Below are 16,359 nucleotides of genomic sequence, written 5' to 3' on the forward strand. Positions count from 1 at the left end.
AGCCGGATAGCGTGCATGAACCCGTGGCGTTACTGCGCCTGCTTCAGTTGATCCAGGATGGCCGGGTTTTCCAGCGTCGAGGTGTCCTGCGTGATTTCCTCGCCCTTGGCCAGCGACCGCAGCAGGCGTCGCATGATCTTGCCGGAGCGCGTCTTGGGCAGGTTGTCGCCAAAGCGGATGTCCTTGGGCTTGGCGATCGGGCCGATTTCCTTGCCGACCCAGTTGCGCAGTTCGGCGGCGATCTTCGTGGCTTCGTCGCCGGTCGGACGCGACCGCTTGAGCACCACGAACGCGCAGATGGCCTCGCCCGTGGTGTCGTCGGGGCGGCCCACCACGGCGGCCTCGGCCACGATCGGGTTCGACACCAGCGCCGATTCGATCTCCATCGTGCCCATGCGGTGCCCCGACACGTTCAGCACGTCGTCGATGCGGCCCATGATCGTGAAATAGCCGGTGTCCTTGTCGCGGATCGAGCCGTCGCCGGCCAGGTACAGCGTGCCGCCCAGTTCCTCGGGGAAGTAGCTCTTCTTGAAGCGTTCCGGATCGCCCCAGATCGTGCGGATCATCGACGGCCACGGACGCTTGATCACCAGGATGCCACCGCTGCCGTTCGGCACGTCCTGGCCCGTTTCATCGACGATGGCCGCCATGATGCCCGGCAGCGGCAGCGTGCACGAACCCGGCACCAGCGGCGTGGCCCCCGGCAGCGGCGTGATCACGTGGCCGCCGGTTTCGGTCTGCCAGAACGTGTCGACGATCGGGCAGCGTTCCTGGCCGATATTCTTGTAGTACCACATCCACGCCTCGGGATTGATCGGCTCGCCAACGGTGCCGAGCAGGCGCAGGCTCGACAGGTCGTACTGCTTCGGGTGGATCTTCTCGTCGGCCTCGGCCGCCTTGATCAGTGAACGGATCGCGGTGGGCGCCGTGTAGAAGATGCTGACCTTGTGGCGCTGGATCATCTCCCAGAAACGCCCGGCGTTGGGGAAGGTCGGCACGCCTTCGAACACCACCTGCGTGGCGCCCGCGGCCAGCGGGCCGTAGGCAATATAGGTATGGCCGGTGACCCAGCCGATATCGGCGGTACACCAGAACATGTCTTCGGGCTTGACGTCGAAGGTCCAGCGCATCGTCATCAGCGCCCACAGCAGGTAGCCGCCGGTGCTGTGCTGCACGCCCTTGGGCTTGCCGGTGGAGCCCGACGTATAGAGCACGAACAGCGGATGCTCGGCGCTGACCGGCTCGGCTTCGCAGTGATCGGGCTGGCCGGCCGACACGTCTTCCATATAGCGGTCGCGGCCTTCGGTCCAGGCCACCTTGCCGCCGGTGCGGCGATAGACCACCACGTGCTTGACCGCTTCGCAGCCGCCCAGCGCCAGCGCCTCGTCGGCAATCGCCTTGAGCGGCAGCGCCTTGCCGCCGCGCATCTGTTCGTCGGCGGTGATCAGCGCGACGGCGCCCACGTCCACCAGGCGTTCCTGCAGCGACTTGGCCGAGAAACCGCCGAACACCACCGAATGCGTCGCGCCGATGCGCGCGCAGGCCTGCATGGCCACCACGCCTTCCACCGACATGGGCATGTAGATGACCACGCGGTCACCCTTCTTGATGCCCAGCGCCTTCAGGCCGTTCGCGAAGCGGCTGACCTTCGCCAGCAGTTCCTTGTAGCTGACGCGCGCGACGGCGCCGTCGTCCGCTTCGAAGACGATGGCGGTCTTGTCGCCATTGCCCTTCTCGATATTGCGCTCGAGGCAGTTGTACGATGCATTGAGCTGGCCGTCCTCGAACCACTTGTAGAACGGCGCATGGCTTTCGTCCAGCACCTTGGTGAACGGCTTGTGCCAGTGCAGCAGTTCGCGGGCGTGGCGCGCCCAGAAGCCTTCGTAGTCGCGCTCCGCCTCGGCGCACAGGGCGTTGTACGCCTCCATGCTCGGAATCGCGGCGTTCTTCGCGAACGACTCCGGGGGATTGAAAACGCGATGCTCCTGCATTACCGACTCGATGGCGGACATGGGTTGTCTCCTGGTTTGGCTTTGACTGCTTTGGGTGCAAGGTACGCCCGGCGCCTTACTTAAACCTGACTTTCCGCTGTGGGCGATGCTGCGATGCAGCAGCTCTGGCAAGGCACGGCACGGGAGACTTGGGGGCACAAGTGCAGTCGGCTCTACTAAGTTAGCACAGCTATATGGCGCCGGACCCAAATACCTGAACGCCGCGCCTACCCTTTCGATCGGCTTGCAGGTCTTGCCGTCGCGCCTGGGGCCGTGGCCAGCCCCGAGGCACTAACGAATCGTTACCCGGCCGCGCTGTCAGGCGTCATGGGCTGCACGGTACAATCGACCCCCGTTTCGATTGTCTGCTGACATTGACATCTTCTTCCGGCATCGCCATGGCTCAAGACACCCCGCTACACCCCGCTCCGCTTCGTCCGCTTCGTCCGATTCCCCGCATCATCTTTGCCTCGCGCTGGCTGCAGCTGCCGCTGTACCTCGGCCTGATCGTCGCGCAGGGGGTCTACGTCTACCACTTCCTGGCCGAGGTCTGGCACCTGCTGGCACACGTCACCACCTATGACGAAACCAAGATCATGCTGGTGGTGCTGGGCCTGATCGACGTGGTGATGATCTCGAACCTGCTGATCATGGTGATCGTGGGCGGCTACGAGACCTTCGTGTCGCGCCTGGGCATCGACAATCATCCGGACGAGCCCGAATGGCTGGACCACGTCAACGCCGGCGTATTGAAGGTCAAGCTGTCCATGGCGCTGATCGGCATCTCGTCGATCCACCTGCTGAAGACCTTTATCGACGCCGAGCAGCGCAGCACACACACGATCATGTGGCAGGTCATCATCCACGTGGCGTTCCTGGCATCCGCGCTCGCGATGGCCTGGGTGGACCGCATGGTGTCGCATCCGCATCCGGCCGCCGGCCATGGCGCCGCCGGCACGGATGGTGCGCCGCAACAGCCACACTAGACGCCGCTCCCCGCCGAGGTGATTCATTCGCCTCGCAGCAATACCCGACCAAAGGTGTCGACGGCTGTATGCAACCCGGACAGCCGTCGCCGCCACGGTGTATCATCCCGGGCTGTGTTTCACCGCTGCCCTCCCCCCACAAAATGACAGTCATCAAGCAAGAAGACCTCATCCAGAGCGTCGCCGACTCGCTGCAGTACATCAGCTACTACCACCCGATGGACTACATCACCAGCCTGGGCCGCGCCTATGAGCTGGAACAGAGTCCGGCCGCCAAGGACGCGATTGCCCAGATCCTGACCAACAGCCGCATGTGCGCCGAAGGCAAGCGCCCGCTGTGCCAGGACACCGGCATCGTGACGATCTTCGTCAAAGTGGGGATGGACGTGCGCTGGGATGGCGCCACCATGGGCCTGACCGAGATGATCAACGAAGGCGTGCGCCGCGGTTACACGCACCCGGACAACGTGCTGCGTGCGTCGATCGTCAGCCCGCCCGAAGGCGCCCGCAAGAACACCAAGGACAACACCCCGGCCGTGATCCACTATGAAGTGGTGCCGGGCAATACCGTCGATATCCAGGTCGCCGCCAAGGGCGGTGGCTCGGAAAACAAGTCGAAGTTCGTCATGCTGAACCCGTCCGACTCGATCGTGGACTGGGTGCTGAAGACCGTGCCGACGATGGGCGCCGGCTGGTGCCCGCCGGGCATGCTCGGCATCGGCATCGGCGGCACTGCCGAGAAGGCGATGGTGATGGCCAAGGAATCGCTGATGGAATCCATCGACATCCAGGACATCATCGCCCGCGGTCCGAAGGACTGGATCGAGGAAATGCGCGTCGAGCTGTACGAGAAGGTCAACGCGCTGGGCATCGGCGCACAGGGTCTCGGTGGCCTGGCCACTGTGCTGGACGTCAAGATCATGGCATCGCCGACGCACGCGGCATCGAAGCCGGTGGCCATGATCCCGAACTGCGCGGCCACCCGCCACGTGCACTTCACGCTGGACGGCAGCGGCCCGGCCAGGCTGGAAGCCCCCGACCTGTCGGCCTGGCCGCAGGTGGAGTGGGCACCGAATACCGAAACGTCGAAGCGCGTCGACCTGAACACGCTGACGCCGGAAGAAGTGGCTTCGTGGAAGCCGGGTCAGACGCTGCTGCTGAACGGCAAGATGCTGACCGGCCGCGACGCCGCGCACAAGCGCATCGCCGACATGCTGGCCAAGGGCGAGAAGCTGCCGCTGGACTTCACGAACCGCGTGATCTACTACGTGGGCCCCGTGGACCCGGTGCGTGACGAAGTGGTTGGCCCGGCCGGCCCGACGACGGCCACCCGCATGGACAAGTTCACCGAGACCATGCTGTCGCAGACCGGCCTGATCGCCATGATCGGCAAGGCCGAGCGCGGCCCGGTGGCGATCGAATCGATCCAGAAGCACAAGTCGGCCTACCTGATGGCCGTGGGCGGTGCCGCCTACCTGGTATCGAAGGCGATCCGCGGCGCGAAGGTGCTGGCCTTCGAAGACCTGGGCATGGAAGCGATCTACGAGTTCGACGTCAAGGACATGCCGGTGACGGTGGCCGTGGACAGCTCGGGCACGTCGGTCCACAAGACCGGCCCCGCCGAATGGCAGGCCAAGATCGGCAAGATTCCGGTCGCAGCGGCCTGATTTCCAGACTGGTCAATTGCAGTGCAAAGCCGGACAATTGCTGTCCGGCTTTTTTCATTCCCGAGTCAAAGGCGTGAACCCCTCCCCCATCGGCATCTTCGATTCCGGCCTTGGCGGCTTGTCCGTCCTGCGCGAAGTGCGCGCCATGCTGCCGCACGAGTCGCTGATCTACTTCGCCGATTCGCGCTACGCGCCGTACGGCGACAAGCCCGAACGATTTGTCGAAGCCCGCACGCTGCAGGTCTGTCAGTGGCTGGTGGCACAGGGCTGCAAGGCGCTGGTGATCGCCTGCAACACGGCGACCATGCATGCCGTGCAGACGCTGCGCGAGCGCCTGGACGTGCCCATCATCGGCGTGGAACCGGGGCTCAAACCCGCGGCGTCGCTGAGCCAAAGCAAGGTGGTGGGCGTACTGGCCACCGCCAATACGCTCAAGAGCGCCAAGTTCAACCGCCTGCTGACGTCGCTGGCGCACGACAGCCAGTACCTGTGCGCGGCCGGCCATGGGCTGGTCTCGCTGATCGAACAGGGCGACGTATCGGGCCCGGCGATTCGCGAGAAGCTCGACACGTACCTGCGGCCCATGCTGGACGCCGGCGCCGACACCCTGGTACTGGGCTGCACGCACTACCCTTTCCTGTCGGAAACGATTCGCGAGATGGTGGGCAATCGCCTGGCGCTGATCGATACCGGCACGGCCATCGCGCGCCAGCTGGCCCGCAAGCTGGCCGAGTTCGGCCTGGCGGCCTGCCCCGACGCGACGCCGGCCATACGCTACCTGTCGACCAAGGACGCCGCGCACTTGCGCGAAATGGCGTGGGCGCTGCTCAACGTGGAAGCCAGCGCCGAGACCGTGGCCATCGAACCGGCGCCCGCCATCGACCCCTCGGGCTACTGAATGAAGCCTACCGGCTTGTGATGCCGCACCTCGGGCTTCACGGAGTGCTCCTGGCGCAGCTGGGCCAGGAATTCGTCGGCCGTCAGCGCCTCGCCCAGCACCACTGACTGGCGCTTCACCGTCGCAAAATCGCCAGGCGTCAGGCAATCCATGCTGTCGAGATCGCGGCGGATGGCGTCGGTCATGCGCGCGGCATCGCCATCGAGAGCCTCGTCGACAAACATCGCCTCGCGCTGCGCGGGCTTGAGCGGCAGAAAGCGGATCTTGAACGAGAAGCGCCGCAGCGCGGCCTCGTCGATACGGTCGAACAGGTTCGTGGTGCAGACGAAGATACCGTTGAAGCGCTCCATGCCCTGCAACATCTCGTTGACCTCGGACACCTCGTAGTTGCGCACCGCCTGCTGGCGGCTCTGCATGAAGCTGTCGGCCTCGTCGAGCAGCAACACCGCGCCGTCTTCCTCGGCGCGCGCAAACATGGCGGCGATCTGCTGCTCGGTCTCGCCCACATACTTGCTCATCAGGTCCGAGGCACGCCGGATCATCAGCGGCAGGTCCAGCGCCGCCGCGATGTGTTCGGCCAGCGCCGTCTTGCCGGTACCGGGCGGCCCGTAGAAGCACAGCGTGCCGCGCCGGCGCGCCCCCAGCGCCTGCACGATCTTCTCCACGGCGTAGCGCGTTTCCAGGTTCAGGTTGTCCAGCCGGTAGTGGGTCACTACCGGGCGCGCCTCGGCCTCGGGGCGCAGGCCCATCGCGCGGTCGGCATGCTCGAGCTGGCGCAGGATCAGCGCCTCGACGGGTTCATCGACATCGGGCCGCGCCAGTTCGACGAACCGTGCGGCGGACTGCACCTGCGCCGGCGTCAGCGTCTTGCGCGCCGCCAGGGTCGCCACGAAGGCATCGCTGACCGCCAGGTTGCCAAGGTGCTTGCGAATAATGTTCTCGCGTACCTGGGGTGGCGGAATCTTTAATTCGAGATGGAACTGGAAGCGCCGCAGATAGGCCGGGTCGATCTGCCGGATCGAATTGGAAATCCAGATCACCGGCACCGGGTTCTGCTCCAGCGTCTGGTTGACCCACGCCTTGCCGTTGACGGACGCGCGCGTGTCCTCCTGGCCGAACAGGCTCATCAGTTCGCGCGCACTGCCCGGGAACACATCCTCGACCTCGTCGAACAGCAGTGCCGTGCGCGGACGCCCCCTCAGAAAGGCCTGCGACACCTGCAACGACCGGTATCGATCCTTGCCCGACAGGCTGTTGCCATCGCGGTCGAAGCAGTCCACCTCGTAGAGTTCGCAACCGGCCTCGCGCGCCACCAGCCGTGCGAATTCGGTCTTGCCCGTGCCAGGCGGGCCATAGATCAGCACGTTGACGCCGCTGGCATTCTGGCGCGTGGCATTGCCGAGCAAGGCGGTCAGATACCGGGCATCGGTCTCGACGTGCGGATAGTCGGTGGTGCCCAGCGTGGGCGGCGCCGCGGGCCGCGTGAAGACCGCCATCATCTCGGCTTCGCTCGCGTAGTTGCCCAGCAGCACGTGCAGCAGGCGGTCGGACAGGCGCATCAGATCGCCAAGATCGGTCACGCTGTTTTCCGGCAGCGGCTGTTCGATCAGGTTCAGCGTCTCCAGCCGTGACCCCGGCCGCAGCGACGACGCGATATCGGCCGGGCTGGCCGCGGTCAGGCCACCAAGGATCTGGAACGCTTCCTGGCTGTGGGCCACCTTGCAGTCGACCATCACCGCGCGCAGGTCGCGCTTGTACTTGGCCAGCGCCGCGTAGAGCAGCAGCTTGCGCTCGTGGTCGGGCAGGTTCAGCACGTGGCTGAGCATGTCGATATTGCGCACCAGCAGCACGCGCTCGCCATCGAGCCGCGACGCAATCGCGGCCGACGACGCGGCGAAGACCGCGAACATGTCCTTGGCGTGGTGCTTGACGTATTCGTCCAGATAGTAAAACAGCGCGCTTTCGTCGAAAGCACTGTTCCACTGGCCGTGGCGTTCCAGGAATTCCTCGGGCGACAGGCGCGAGGCGCCTTTCCACGCAGGCATGTCGGCGCAACGCGCGGACAGGAAGCGTTGCACGCGCAGCACCACGCCGTACGGCCACACCATTTCCTGCGCGCTGACGGTCAGCACGTCATTGATATTGCTGCGCAGATTGAAACGCGGCCCAAGCGCGCAGACCACGCGCAGCGCAAACTGGGCGCACATCCAGTCGAGCGCCGAAGTGCCCACCGTGCCGGACGACGCGCGCAACAACGTGCTGCGGTCGTCCATCGTGCGGTCGTCTTCAGCAAAACGGGTGAAATCCATGGCTGGTTCCCTTCGCACGGGGCGCGGGGCGTCCGGACCGCGGGGAACGCCTGGCCTGTGCCGTGTCTGCCGCTAACTGGGGATTTCTAATAATCGTAGCGCGGATTTCCGCGGGTGGGGCATCGGCGGCATGCCGGGCGCGCGACCTGCCCCACGTAACGCCAGATCGACATGCCGCCCGGCATTGCTGCGGCGTCCGCCATGAAGCGGCCGCAGAATTACGTCACGCATTGCACAATGCGCAACAAATAAGAATCATTATCGTTTATACTATCTCGCTGATACGCTACCCAAGAGTGGCGCTCCCCCTGTAACCGGTTACTAGACAGCTGTGTTTCTCTGGAGCGTTATCATCATGGAATTGCTATTGAGCCTGCTGGTCGGATGTGGAATCTCGCTGATCCTGTTCTACCGCAAGTGATTGTGCCGCCAGGCGGACACCTGTCGTTCCTCTCATGTTCGATCAACGATTTTTAAAGATCACCGTTGCGGTCCTGCTGTTCCATGTGGGGCTGCTGTATTTGATCCAGAGCGGGCTGGCCCGCAAGATGACGGAGGCCGTCATCGCCCCGGAGATCATCGCCCGCATCATCCCGATGGAGCAGCCGAAGCCCGAGCCGCCCGCTCCCGAACCTCCCAAGGCACAACCTACGCCGCCAAAACAGGTCAAAGTGGTAACACCGCGTCCGACGCCGCCCAAGCCGCAGCCGACGCCGACCCCGGTCGCCAATCTGCCGCCGACGCCGAACGCCATCGAGGCGCCGCCCGCGCCGCCTGCTCCGCCGGCACCTGAGCCGCCCGCGCCGCCGCCGGCTGCCACCAATGCCGCACCGCGTGCGGTCGGCATCGGCGAAATGGCGTGCTCGCAACCCGCGCCGGTGTATCCGCGCCAGTCGCAGCGCATGGGCGAGACCGGCGAGGCCGTGATCCGGTTGAATTTCGACGAGACCGGCAAGGTCGTGAAGGCCGTGGTGTCGAAGACCAGCGGGTCCGACCGCCTGGACGAAGCCGCGCTGACCGCCGCCAAGGCGATCCGCTGCAAGCCGTACATGGAGAACGGGCGCGCCATGGCCGCCACCGCGCAGCAACCGATCAAATTCGAACTGAACTGATTTCCCGGAATTTTCCGATACCCTAAACACTGACACTTTCAGGAACCACCATGCAGGACCTCGGACTCTCCCACCTCTGGTCGCAAGGCGATTTCGTCATGCGCGCGACCGCCATCATTCTGCTGATCATGTCGCTGCTGTCGTGGATCGTGATTCTCACCAAGGCGTGGGATCTGGTTCGCCTCAAGAAGATGGCGCAGGGCGCGGAAAAGCGCTTCTGGCACTCGGACGACTTCGACCACGCGCTCGACACCCTGGGTGCCAGCGACGCCAACCCGTTCCGCACGCTGGCCGTTACCGGGAAGGAAGCCGCCCAGCACCATCGCGCGAGCCAGCCGCAGCTGCATGACGCGCTGGACATCTCCGACTGGCTGACCCGCTCGCTCAAGAGCTCGATCGACGAAGCGGTTGCCCGCATGCAGTCGGGCCTGGCCGTGCTGGCCTCGGTGGGCTCCACGGCACCGTTCGTGGGACTGTTCGGCACCGTGTGGGGCATTTATCACGCGCTGATCGGCATCGGCGCCTCGGGCGTGCCGACCATCGACAAGGTCGCCGGCCCCGTGGGCGAGGCCCTGATCATGACGGCCTTCGGCCTGGCCGTGGCCATCCCCGCCGTGCTGGGCTACAACGCCCTGAGCCGTGGCAACAAGGGCGTGATCAGCAAGCTGAACCGTTTTGCGCACGACCTGCACGCCTACTTCGTGACCGGCGCCCGTGTGCGTCCGACCTCCGCCAACCGCGCTACCGACGATGCGTCGATGCGCCTGGCCGTCAAGAACTGAGCGCGATTTCTAGCGCCTGAAGGAAAGCATCATGGCATTCGGCACCCTCGACGGCGACGATGACGAGGTGATGAGCGAGATCAACATGACCCCGCTGGTGGACGTCATGCTGGTGCTCCTGATCATCTTCATCATCACGATTCCCGTCATCAACCATGCGGTCAAGATCGACTTGCCGCGTGCGACCAACCAGCCCAACGACGCCAAGCCGCAAAGCATCAACGTGTCCGTCGATGCCCAAGGCAAGGTGTTCTGGAACCAGGAAGAAGTCGATCAGGCGCAGTTGGAACAGCGCATTGCGAGCGCCGCGCAACTGCAGCCGCAGCCTGAGCTGCACCTGCGCGCCGACCGCGACGTGCGCTACGAGCGCGTGGCCGAAGTCATGGCCGCCGCGCAGCACGGCGGGCTGGGCAAGATCGGCTTTATCACCGAACCGAAGCACTGACCCGCCTTTGCGGGCGCTCTGGAGCCGCTTCGTTTTCGCCGCAAGGGCACCTTCGGGTGCCCTTTTGCATGGGGCGCCAAGCCCGCAACGCCCGCCTTGACGGTCCCGCCACCATCCCTCACAGCAACGATTGCGTCACAGATGTAACTTCATGCGAAGACGCTTGTAATGATAACGGTTCTCATTTAAGCTCTGTTCATCGTGATTCGCAGCGTGCGGATCGAGCTGACAACCACCGTCCGTCTTGCAGACGGAACACCGGAACTTCGAACGGAGAAGACCATGAGCACCCTGAGCCTGCCGCTGTCGCAACCGCGTGAAGTCACGCGCCGCCGCCTCTCCCTGCGCCGCGTGGAGGTCGCCCAGCAGTCGCGCCGCGACACGGCCGCTGCGCCGTCAGGCACCTCGTCGACAGCCTCGTCGGCGCTGGAGTCGGTCAAGTCGGCCGTCGCCGCCCTGCCCGCCCGCCTGGAAGCACTGATGCGCCAGACGCCTGCCAGCAATACCGACACCCCTGCCGTGCCGCTCGAGGCGATCATGCAAGGCGCCACGACGCTGCCGATCCTGCATAACGGCGACGTTTATACGCTGCGCGTCACCCGCTACGGCAAGCTGATCCTGACCAAATAACGGGCAGACAGCAGCAGCACGGCAGCCGGATTTCTCTGTAACGACTTTTGTGGGGACCACCCGTCCAACGGGTGTTGGGCAGTAGCCAGACGATCGGACTTCCCTGCCAGGCAAACAATCCAGACCCTTTGCCTGAACGGCCGATGCCAGCCATGCCATCTTTTTATACCGCCCCGCAGGCATTGCGCCTGCGGGGCTTTTTGCTTCCGGTCAGCGCAGCGCCGCCGGGGAGCTACCAGGCATCAGATGCCCAGGGCGGCGATGCCGGCGCGCGCAATCTGCGCGTCTTCGGTCGACTTCACACCGGACACGCCGACGGCACCCACCACCTGGTTGTTCACGACGATGGGCACGCCGCCTTCCAGCATGCCTTGCAGCACGGGGGCCGTCATGAACGAGTAGCGGCCGTTGTTGATCATGTCTTCGTAGATCTTCGATTCGCGACGGCCCAGCGACGCCGTACGCGCCTTTTCCGTGGCGATGTAGGCCGAGATCGGCGCCACGCCGTCCAGGCGAATCGAGCCGAGCGGATGACCGCCGTCGTCGACGACCACAATCGTGACAGCCCAGTTGTTTGCCGTGGCTTCGGCCTCGGCGGCGACCAGCACCTTCTTCACGTCGTCAGCCGTCAGTACGGTCTTTTGCTGCATACCTCTCTCCATCGTTCAGGGTTGAGGCTGCAGTATATCGCGCCCCTCCCACGCGACATGACGTCATCCGCGCCGTCTCGAAGGCAAAACTGCTTCACCTTCGCAAGGCTTGACGGTCAGGTTGCCGCCGCTCCCACCCGGCGCGGAAAACGAAAAGGCCCGCGATATCTTCCCGATATCGCGGGCCCTGCTTGTCCGGGCGTCTGCCCCGCGGTCAGGCGCCGTCGCTGAACGCGTCGCGGCGGTCGGTTACCCGCGCGCCGTCCGAATACACATCGCGCGATCCGGTCACGCGCGCACCGTCCGTGTACACGTCGCGATTGCTGATGCGCGCGCCATCGGTATAGACGTCACGCGTATCCACCGCCCGTTGGCCGCCGCTGTAGATGTCGTATTTGACCGGTGCGGCGAAAACCGATGTCGAGAGCGCGACCAGCGCGCCAATCGCGGCAGCTGCCGCCAGACGTTTCCTGAGTGCCATGTGAATCCCCTTGTTCTGTTTGACGACGGGCGCCGCGCCATCAGCAGGTGGTCCCTGGGAGCGTTGCTGTGGAAGCGGCGTCACGTGAGCCAGTTTAGGTGGAAACCCCTAGCCGAATATCCAGATGGCTTGACCGTACGCATCAAAAACTTTGAGCGACGAAAATCGTCGGGAACCGACACGCGCAATCTTCCACCAAAGCGTTCCGGAAAAATCTGCCGCGATGATCGCCATCGATCGCCTCGGCAAAAGAAAAAGCCCCGAATCGGGGCTTTTCCTGACAAACAGCTTTCAATAGCTTCGGCAAGGCACACGGGTCAGTGGTGATGTCCGTGGCCATGACCGCCACCGTAGTAGCCGCGGCCGTGCCAGCCGGGGCCATAGTAATAACGCGGGCCACCATAGCCGTAATAGCGTGGCGCGCCATAGTAGACCGGGGCCGGACGCACCACGACAGGCGGCGGGCCGTAATAGACAGGCGCCGGCGCCACAACCACCGGCGGAGGCGGCGCGTAGTAGGCCGGGGCCGGCGCATAGTAGGCGGGACCACCCACAACAACGCCCGGAACACCGATCGCCACGTCGACGTTCACACGCGCCATTGCAGCGCCCGACGCCAGTGCGGCGGCCACACCGAATGCTGCGAACAACCAACGTTTCATGATCGTGCTCTCTGTGAGTTGGGACGAATCCCGATACTCGCTATTGTACGAGGTCACGAACTTGCAGGTGAAACGGCGGTAGCGACATTGTTACCGCCGGTAACAGCGGGATCACATCTCGGGGGTGACGTGTCCAGCTTGCTTCCTGTGGACTAAGCCACGACAATACCGGGCTTGCCGTGCGGCCGTGGAGAAATTGGTAGACTCAGCAGACTTAAAATCTGCCGCCTTTCCGGGCTTACGGGTTCGAGTCCCGTCGGCCGCACCAGCCTCTCCAGCTTTCCTCCAGGTGCTCGGCGCCCCTTGCCGTTCACACCAGCACCGCGCAAAGACCGGCGCCCACCACCATCAGGAAGATAAACAGCAGGCCAGCCAGTGCCAGCGGCTTGCGGCCAGCGCGCAGCAGGTCGCCAATCCGCGTATGCAGGCCGATGGCGAGCATCGCGCAGGCCAGCAGCCAGTTGTCCAGGGCCGTCAGCGCAGGCTTCCATTCGCCGGGCACGAGTGCCGCCGAGTTCAGCGCCATCACCGCGACAAAGCCGACCGCAAACCAGGGCACCGAGCGCAGCAGGCCTTTCAGGTTGCGCGCAGCACCCGATTCCTGCGACCAGCTCGTGCGCGGCCACAGGGCCATGACCAGCAGCAGCGGCCCCAGCGCCAGCACGCGGACCATCTTTGCCACCACGGCCGCGTCGGCCGTGGCATCGCTGACCATCTTGCCCGACGCGATCACCTGCGCCACTTCATGCAGCGTGGCACCAGTGAAGATACCGAAGGCGCGCTCGCTCACCGCCACGTTCCAGTGTTGCGTGGCCAGTTCGTACATCCACGGGTACAGCAGCATGCCGGCCGTACCGAACAGCACCACGGTCGCCACGGCGACAGCCGTCTGGCGATCGTCAGTGCGCACCACCGAAGACACCGCGATGGCGGCTGCGGCACCACAGACCGCACTGCCCGCGCTCACCAGGATGGCTTCGCGCCGGCTCAGGCCGAAGAACGACGAGCCCACCCACGTACCGAACAGCAGCGTGGCCACCAGCATCAGCAACGGCACCACGATGCCACCGACGCCCAGCGCCGCGATGGCACCAAACGTCAGGCGCAGGCCATACAGCGCCACCCCCAGACGAAGCATGTGATGACGCGCGAACTGCATGCCCGGGGCCAGCGGCGTCAGCCAGTGCCTGGGCATGGTGTTGGCCGCGATCATGCCGGCGAACATCGCCAGCGTCAGGGCCGACAAGCCATATTGCGAGATGGCCGGATGATCGGCCAGCACCTGGGCAAGCCAGGCAATCGCGCCCAGGGGCAGCAGCGTCAGGATGCGCTTGCGCCACAGCGTCAGCGTGGACGGGGCGATGGCAACAGAAATCGAATGGGGGGCAGGAGCCGTAGACATGGCAGCAAACAAGGGTCTTGTGCAATGCCTTGCAGCGTACGCATCGGTTGCTAACCAGTAAAACGGGTAATATCGTTATGCGTAACCGGATATATCGATAGAACATGGAACAGCGCCCGCTCCGCCTCACCCTGCGCCAGTTGCAGGTGTTTGTTGCCGTCGCCCAGCACGGCAGCACGATTGCGGCTTCGGATTCGCTGGCGATGTCGCAGTCCGCCGTCAGCGCGTCGCTGGCCGAACTCGAACGTGCGCTCAACGGTGCACTTTTCGACCGCGTGGCACGCCGGCTGGCCATCAACGAAGCCGGACGCCAGTTCTTTCCGCGCGCGCTGTCGCTGCTGGATCAGGCCCATGAACTGGAGCGATTTGCGTCCGAAGGGGGCGTGCAACTGCGCATCGCGGCCAGCAACACTATCGGCAGCTATATCCTGCCGGCGCTGCTGGCGGGCTTTCGCAACGCCCAGACCGGCCCTTGCGCCCTTGACCTGCGCATCGGCAACACCCATGACGTGCTGCAGGCGCTGGTGAAGTTCGAAGTCGATATCGGGCTGATCGAAGGCACCAGCCACGAGCGCGACCTGCGCAGCATGCACTGGTGCGACGATGAGATGGTGGTGGTAGCCGGTCCGTCGCATCCCCTGGCGACGGCCGCCGACCGCCCGGACACCCTGCACGACATGCTGCGCGAAGCCGACTGGATCGTACGCGAGCCCGGCTCGGGCACCCGCGAAATCATCGAAGCCCGTCTGGTGCCGGAACTCGGCGCGCTACGTTTCGCGCTGGAGCTTGGCAACGCGGAAGCCATCAAGCGCGCCGTCATGAGCGGCTTCGGCGTCAGCTGCCTGTCCCTTCACGTCGTTCGCGACGAAATCGAGCGTGGTCTGCTGGTGGCGCTGCGCAGCGGCCTGCCGCGTGTGATCCGGCCGCTTCAACTGGTCGTCCATCAGGACAAGTTTCCGACGCAGGGCCTGCTGGCCTTCACCGAATACCTGCGTGGGGCCGCGCCCGTGCTCCCATCCCCTCAGGCTGGCTGAGGATCGCGCTGCCTGTCGCCGTCCGCGCGCGCCATGTAGCGGTCAAGCAGATGGAACATGACGGGATTGAGCAGGATCGACAGCAGCGCGCCCGCAAGGATCAGCGCCTGGCCACGCTCGGGCAGGATATTGAGATAGACACCCAGGCTGGCCAGAATGAACGAGAACTCTCCGATCTGCGCCAGGCTTACGGCAATCGTCAGGCCGACGCGCGTATCGTGGCCGAACGCACGCACGATGCCTAGCGCGGCCAGTGACTTGCCCACCAGGATGATCAGCAGCGTCGCCAGCACGCCCCAGGGATCGTTCACCAGTACCATCGGATCGAACAGCATGCCCACCGAGACAAAGAACAGCACAGCAAAGGCGTCGCGCAGCGGCAGCGATTCTTCTGCCGCCCGATGGCTGAATTCCGATTCGGCCATCACCATGCCGGCAAAGAAGGCGCCGAGCGCAAACGAGACACCGAACAGCGAATAGGCGCCAAACGCCACGCCGAGCGCCACGGCCAGCACGCCCAGGCGGAACAGCTCCCGGCTGCCCGTCCACACGATGCGTTCGAGCATCCACGGGATAAAGCGCCGGCCGATGACCATCATCACGGCCACGAACGCCGCCACCTTGCCCAGGGTCGAGAAAATTTCGACCAGTACATCCATCGTGGTTGGCGCCGATGCTCCGGCGGCCTCGCCTTCCGCGCCACCACCGAGCAGTCCGGCCATGGCCGGCAGCAACACCAGCGTCAGCACCATTGCCAGGTCTTCCACGATCAGCCAGCCCACCGCGATGCGCCCCTGCTGCGATTCGATCAGATCACGCTCCTGCAGCGCGCGCAGCAGCACCACGGTACTGGCCACCGACAGGGCCAGCCCATAGACAAGGCCCTGGCCCCAGTGCCAGTCGAACCCCCAGGCGACCAGCATGCCCAGCGCCGTCGCAATGCCGATCTGGACGATCGCGCCAGGAATGGCGATCTTCTTCACGGCCAACAGGTCCTTGACCGAGAAATGCAGGCCCACGCCGAACATCAGCAGGATCACGCCCAGTTCCGCCAGTTCGGGCGCCAGCGCCTGGTCGGCCGTGTAGCCCGGCGTGTGCGGCCCCACCACGATGCCCGCGCACAGGTAGCCGATCAGCGGCGGCAGCCGGAACCTGTTGGCGATGGCGCCCAGAACGAACGCCAGCACGATACCGCCGACGATGGTGCTGATAAGCGGGGTGGCGTGATGCATGCGTCTGGGGTTCCTTTTCTGGTTGTCTCGATCATCGGGATGCACCACCGTCGCGCCAACGCGCCATCCCGCCGGCGC

General features: G+C 64.8%; 16 protein-coding genes and 1 tRNA gene. 9 read left to right on the forward strand and 8 right to left on the reverse strand.

Going from position 1 to position 16,359, the window contains the following annotated elements:
• Window positions 1-29: 29 nt before the first annotated feature.
• Window positions 30-2,012 carry an acetate--CoA ligase gene (gene acs / locus AC3FJ6_RS01615; RefSeq protein WP_488770449.1) on the reverse strand — a complete coding sequence of 661 codons (1,983 nt, stop codon included), beginning with the start codon at window positions 2,010-2,012 and terminating at the stop codon, window positions 30-32.
• A gap of 377 nt (window positions 2,013-2,389) precedes the next feature.
• Here acs and AC3FJ6_RS01620 point away from each other — a divergent pair, with 377 nt between their 5' ends.
• The 3 genes from AC3FJ6_RS01620 to murI all read left to right on the forward strand — a co-directional run bounded on the left by AC3FJ6_RS01620 (window position 2,390) and on the right by murI (window position 5,542).
• On the forward strand, window positions 2,390-2,977 hold the full coding sequence (locus AC3FJ6_RS01620; RefSeq protein WP_488770450.1) for a TIGR00645 family protein: 588 nt from the start codon (window positions 2,390-2,392) through the stop codon (window positions 2,975-2,977).
• 143 nt (window positions 2,978-3,120) lie between these two features.
• Window positions 3,121-4,644, forward strand: a complete 1,524-nt coding sequence (locus AC3FJ6_RS01625) for a fumarate hydratase (RefSeq protein WP_153945398.1) — start codon at window positions 3,121-3,123, stop codon at window positions 4,642-4,644.
• Between the two features lie 73 nt (window positions 4,645-4,717).
• Window positions 4,718-5,542 (forward strand): glutamate racemase, encoded by an 825-nt coding sequence (murI, locus tag AC3FJ6_RS01630; RefSeq protein WP_488770451.1) that lies wholly within the window; start codon window positions 4,718-4,720, stop codon window positions 5,540-5,542.
• Here the strand turns inward: murI and AC3FJ6_RS01635 are convergent.
• Window positions 5,536-7,851: an AAA family ATPase gene (locus AC3FJ6_RS01635; protein WP_488770452.1), complete on the reverse strand. Its 2,316-nt coding sequence runs from the start codon at window positions 7,849-7,851 to the stop codon at window positions 5,536-5,538. The genes murI and AC3FJ6_RS01635 overlap by 7 nt on opposite strands.
• 455 nt (window positions 7,852-8,306) lie before the next feature.
• Between AC3FJ6_RS01635 and AC3FJ6_RS01640 the strand changes: the two genes are divergently transcribed.
• From AC3FJ6_RS01640 to AC3FJ6_RS01655, 4 genes are all read left to right on the forward strand, one after another.
• Window positions 8,307-8,963: an energy transducer TonB gene (locus tag AC3FJ6_RS01640; RefSeq protein ID WP_488770453.1), complete on the forward strand. Its 657-nt coding sequence runs from the start codon at window positions 8,307-8,309 to the stop codon at window positions 8,961-8,963.
• Window positions 8,964-9,013: 50 nt separating this feature from the next.
• Window positions 9,014-9,745, forward strand: a complete 732-nt coding sequence (locus AC3FJ6_RS01645; protein ID WP_400396775.1) for a MotA/TolQ/ExbB proton channel family protein — start codon at window positions 9,014-9,016, stop codon at window positions 9,743-9,745.
• Between the two features lie 31 nt (window positions 9,746-9,776).
• A complete protein-coding gene (locus tag AC3FJ6_RS01650) occupies window positions 9,777-10,190 on the forward strand; it encodes an ExbD/TolR family protein (RefSeq protein ID WP_153945402.1) in 414 nt (137 codons plus the stop codon).
• A 282-nt stretch (window positions 10,191-10,472) separates the two neighbouring features.
• Window positions 10,473-10,820 (forward strand): hemin uptake protein HemP, encoded by a 348-nt coding sequence (locus AC3FJ6_RS01655; protein WP_488770454.1) that lies wholly within the window; start codon window positions 10,473-10,475, stop codon window positions 10,818-10,820.
• 242 nt (window positions 10,821-11,062) lie between these two features.
• Here AC3FJ6_RS01655 and AC3FJ6_RS01660 read toward each other — a convergent pair whose 3' ends face one another.
• From AC3FJ6_RS01660 to AC3FJ6_RS01675, 4 genes are all read right to left on the reverse strand, one after another.
• On the reverse strand, window positions 11,063-11,470 hold the full coding sequence (locus tag AC3FJ6_RS01660; protein ID WP_066730950.1) for a heme-binding protein: 408 nt from the start codon (window positions 11,468-11,470) through the stop codon (window positions 11,063-11,065).
• Between the two features lie 214 nt (window positions 11,471-11,684).
• Window positions 11,685-11,951 carry a hypothetical protein gene (locus AC3FJ6_RS01665; protein ID WP_488770455.1) on the reverse strand — a complete coding sequence of 89 codons (267 nt, stop codon included), beginning with the start codon at window positions 11,949-11,951 and terminating at the stop codon, window positions 11,685-11,687.
• A gap of 142 nt (window positions 11,952-12,093) precedes the next feature.
• Entirely contained in the window at window positions 12,094-12,291 is a 198-nt protein-coding gene (locus tag AC3FJ6_RS01670) for a hypothetical protein (protein ID WP_488770456.1), read from the reverse strand.
• The gene (locus AC3FJ6_RS01675; protein ID WP_400397241.1) at window positions 12,269-12,613 is read right to left on the reverse strand and encodes a hypothetical protein; all 345 of its coding nucleotides are present in this window, start codon (window positions 12,611-12,613) and stop codon (window positions 12,269-12,271) included. The genes AC3FJ6_RS01670 and AC3FJ6_RS01675 overlap by 23 nt, the downstream gene beginning before the upstream one ends.
• 181 nt (window positions 12,614-12,794) lie before the next feature.
• Between AC3FJ6_RS01675 and AC3FJ6_RS01680 the strand changes: the two genes are divergently transcribed.
• Window positions 12,795-12,881, forward strand: a tRNA-Leu gene (locus tag AC3FJ6_RS01680).
• 42 nt (window positions 12,882-12,923) lie between these two features.
• Here AC3FJ6_RS01680 and AC3FJ6_RS01685 read toward each other — a convergent pair.
• Window positions 12,924-14,015 (reverse strand): YeiH family protein, encoded by a 1,092-nt coding sequence (locus tag AC3FJ6_RS01685; RefSeq protein ID WP_488770457.1) that lies wholly within the window; start codon window positions 14,013-14,015, stop codon window positions 12,924-12,926.
• Between the two features lie 104 nt (window positions 14,016-14,119).
• Here AC3FJ6_RS01685 and AC3FJ6_RS01690 point away from each other — a divergent pair, with 104 nt between their 5' ends.
• Window positions 14,120-15,049, forward strand: coding sequence for a LysR family transcriptional regulator (locus AC3FJ6_RS01690; RefSeq protein WP_400396290.1), 930 nt, complete (start codon window positions 14,120-14,122; stop codon window positions 15,047-15,049).
• On the opposite strand, the gene AC3FJ6_RS01695 is transcribed toward AC3FJ6_RS01690, so the two are convergent.
• Window positions 15,037-16,281 carry a cation:proton antiporter domain-containing protein gene (locus tag AC3FJ6_RS01695; protein WP_488770458.1) on the reverse strand — a complete coding sequence of 415 codons (1,245 nt, stop codon included), beginning with the start codon at window positions 16,279-16,281 and terminating at the stop codon, window positions 15,037-15,039. The two genes, AC3FJ6_RS01690 and AC3FJ6_RS01695, sit on opposite strands and share 13 nt — an antisense overlap.
• Between the last annotated feature and the right edge of the window lie 78 nt (window positions 16,282-16,359).

This window comes from Cupriavidus sp. 94F1 (assembly GCF_057798875.1).

What these genes read in the sequence shown, in the direction of transcription:
- AC3FJ6_RS01665 (WP_488770455.1), bottom strand. Translation starts at nt 11,951, where the DNA reads ATGGCACTCAGGAAACGTCTGGCGGCAGCTGCCGCGATTGGCGCGCTG.
- AC3FJ6_RS01620 (WP_488770450.1), top strand. Translation starts at nt 2,390, where the DNA reads ATGGCTCAAGACACCCCGCTACACCCCGCTCCGCTTCGTCCGCTTCGT.
- AC3FJ6_RS01655 (WP_488770454.1), top strand. Translation starts at nt 10,473, where the DNA reads ATGAGCACCCTGAGCCTGCCGCTGTCGCAACCGCGTGAAGTCACGCGC.
- AC3FJ6_RS01690 (WP_400396290.1), top strand. Translation starts at nt 14,120, where the DNA reads ATGGAACAGCGCCCGCTCCGCCTCACCCTGCGCCAGTTGCAGGTGTTT.
- AC3FJ6_RS01640 (WP_488770453.1), top strand. Translation starts at nt 8,307, where the DNA reads ATGTTCGATCAACGATTTTTAAAGATCACCGTTGCGGTCCTGCTGTTC.
- acs (WP_488770449.1), bottom strand. Translation starts at nt 2,012, where the DNA reads ATGTCCGCCATCGAGTCGGTAATGCAGGAGCATCGCGTTTTCAATCCC.
- AC3FJ6_RS01670 (WP_488770456.1), bottom strand. Translation starts at nt 12,291, where the DNA reads ATGGCCACGGACATCACCACTGACCCGTGTGCCTTGCCGAAGCTATTG.
- AC3FJ6_RS01635 (WP_488770452.1), bottom strand. Translation starts at nt 7,851, where the DNA reads ATGGATTTCACCCGTTTTGCTGAAGACGACCGCACGATGGACGACCGC.
- AC3FJ6_RS01650 (WP_153945402.1), top strand. Translation starts at nt 9,777, where the DNA reads ATGGCATTCGGCACCCTCGACGGCGACGATGACGAGGTGATGAGCGAG.
- AC3FJ6_RS01645 (WP_400396775.1), top strand. Translation starts at nt 9,014, where the DNA reads ATGCAGGACCTCGGACTCTCCCACCTCTGGTCGCAAGGCGATTTCGTC.
- AC3FJ6_RS01695 (WP_488770458.1), bottom strand. Translation starts at nt 16,281, where the DNA reads ATGCATCACGCCACCCCGCTTATCAGCACCATCGTCGGCGGTATCGTG.
- AC3FJ6_RS01660 (WP_066730950.1), bottom strand. Translation starts at nt 11,470, where the DNA reads ATGCAGCAAAAGACCGTACTGACGGCTGACGACGTGAAGAAGGTGCTG.
- AC3FJ6_RS01625 (WP_153945398.1), top strand. Translation starts at nt 3,121, where the DNA reads ATGACAGTCATCAAGCAAGAAGACCTCATCCAGAGCGTCGCCGACTCG.
- AC3FJ6_RS01675 (WP_400397241.1), bottom strand. Translation starts at nt 12,613, where the DNA reads ATGAAACGTTGGTTGTTCGCAGCATTCGGTGTGGCCGCCGCACTGGCG.
- AC3FJ6_RS01685 (WP_488770457.1), bottom strand. Translation starts at nt 14,015, where the DNA reads ATGTCTACGGCTCCTGCCCCCCATTCGATTTCTGTTGCCATCGCCCCG.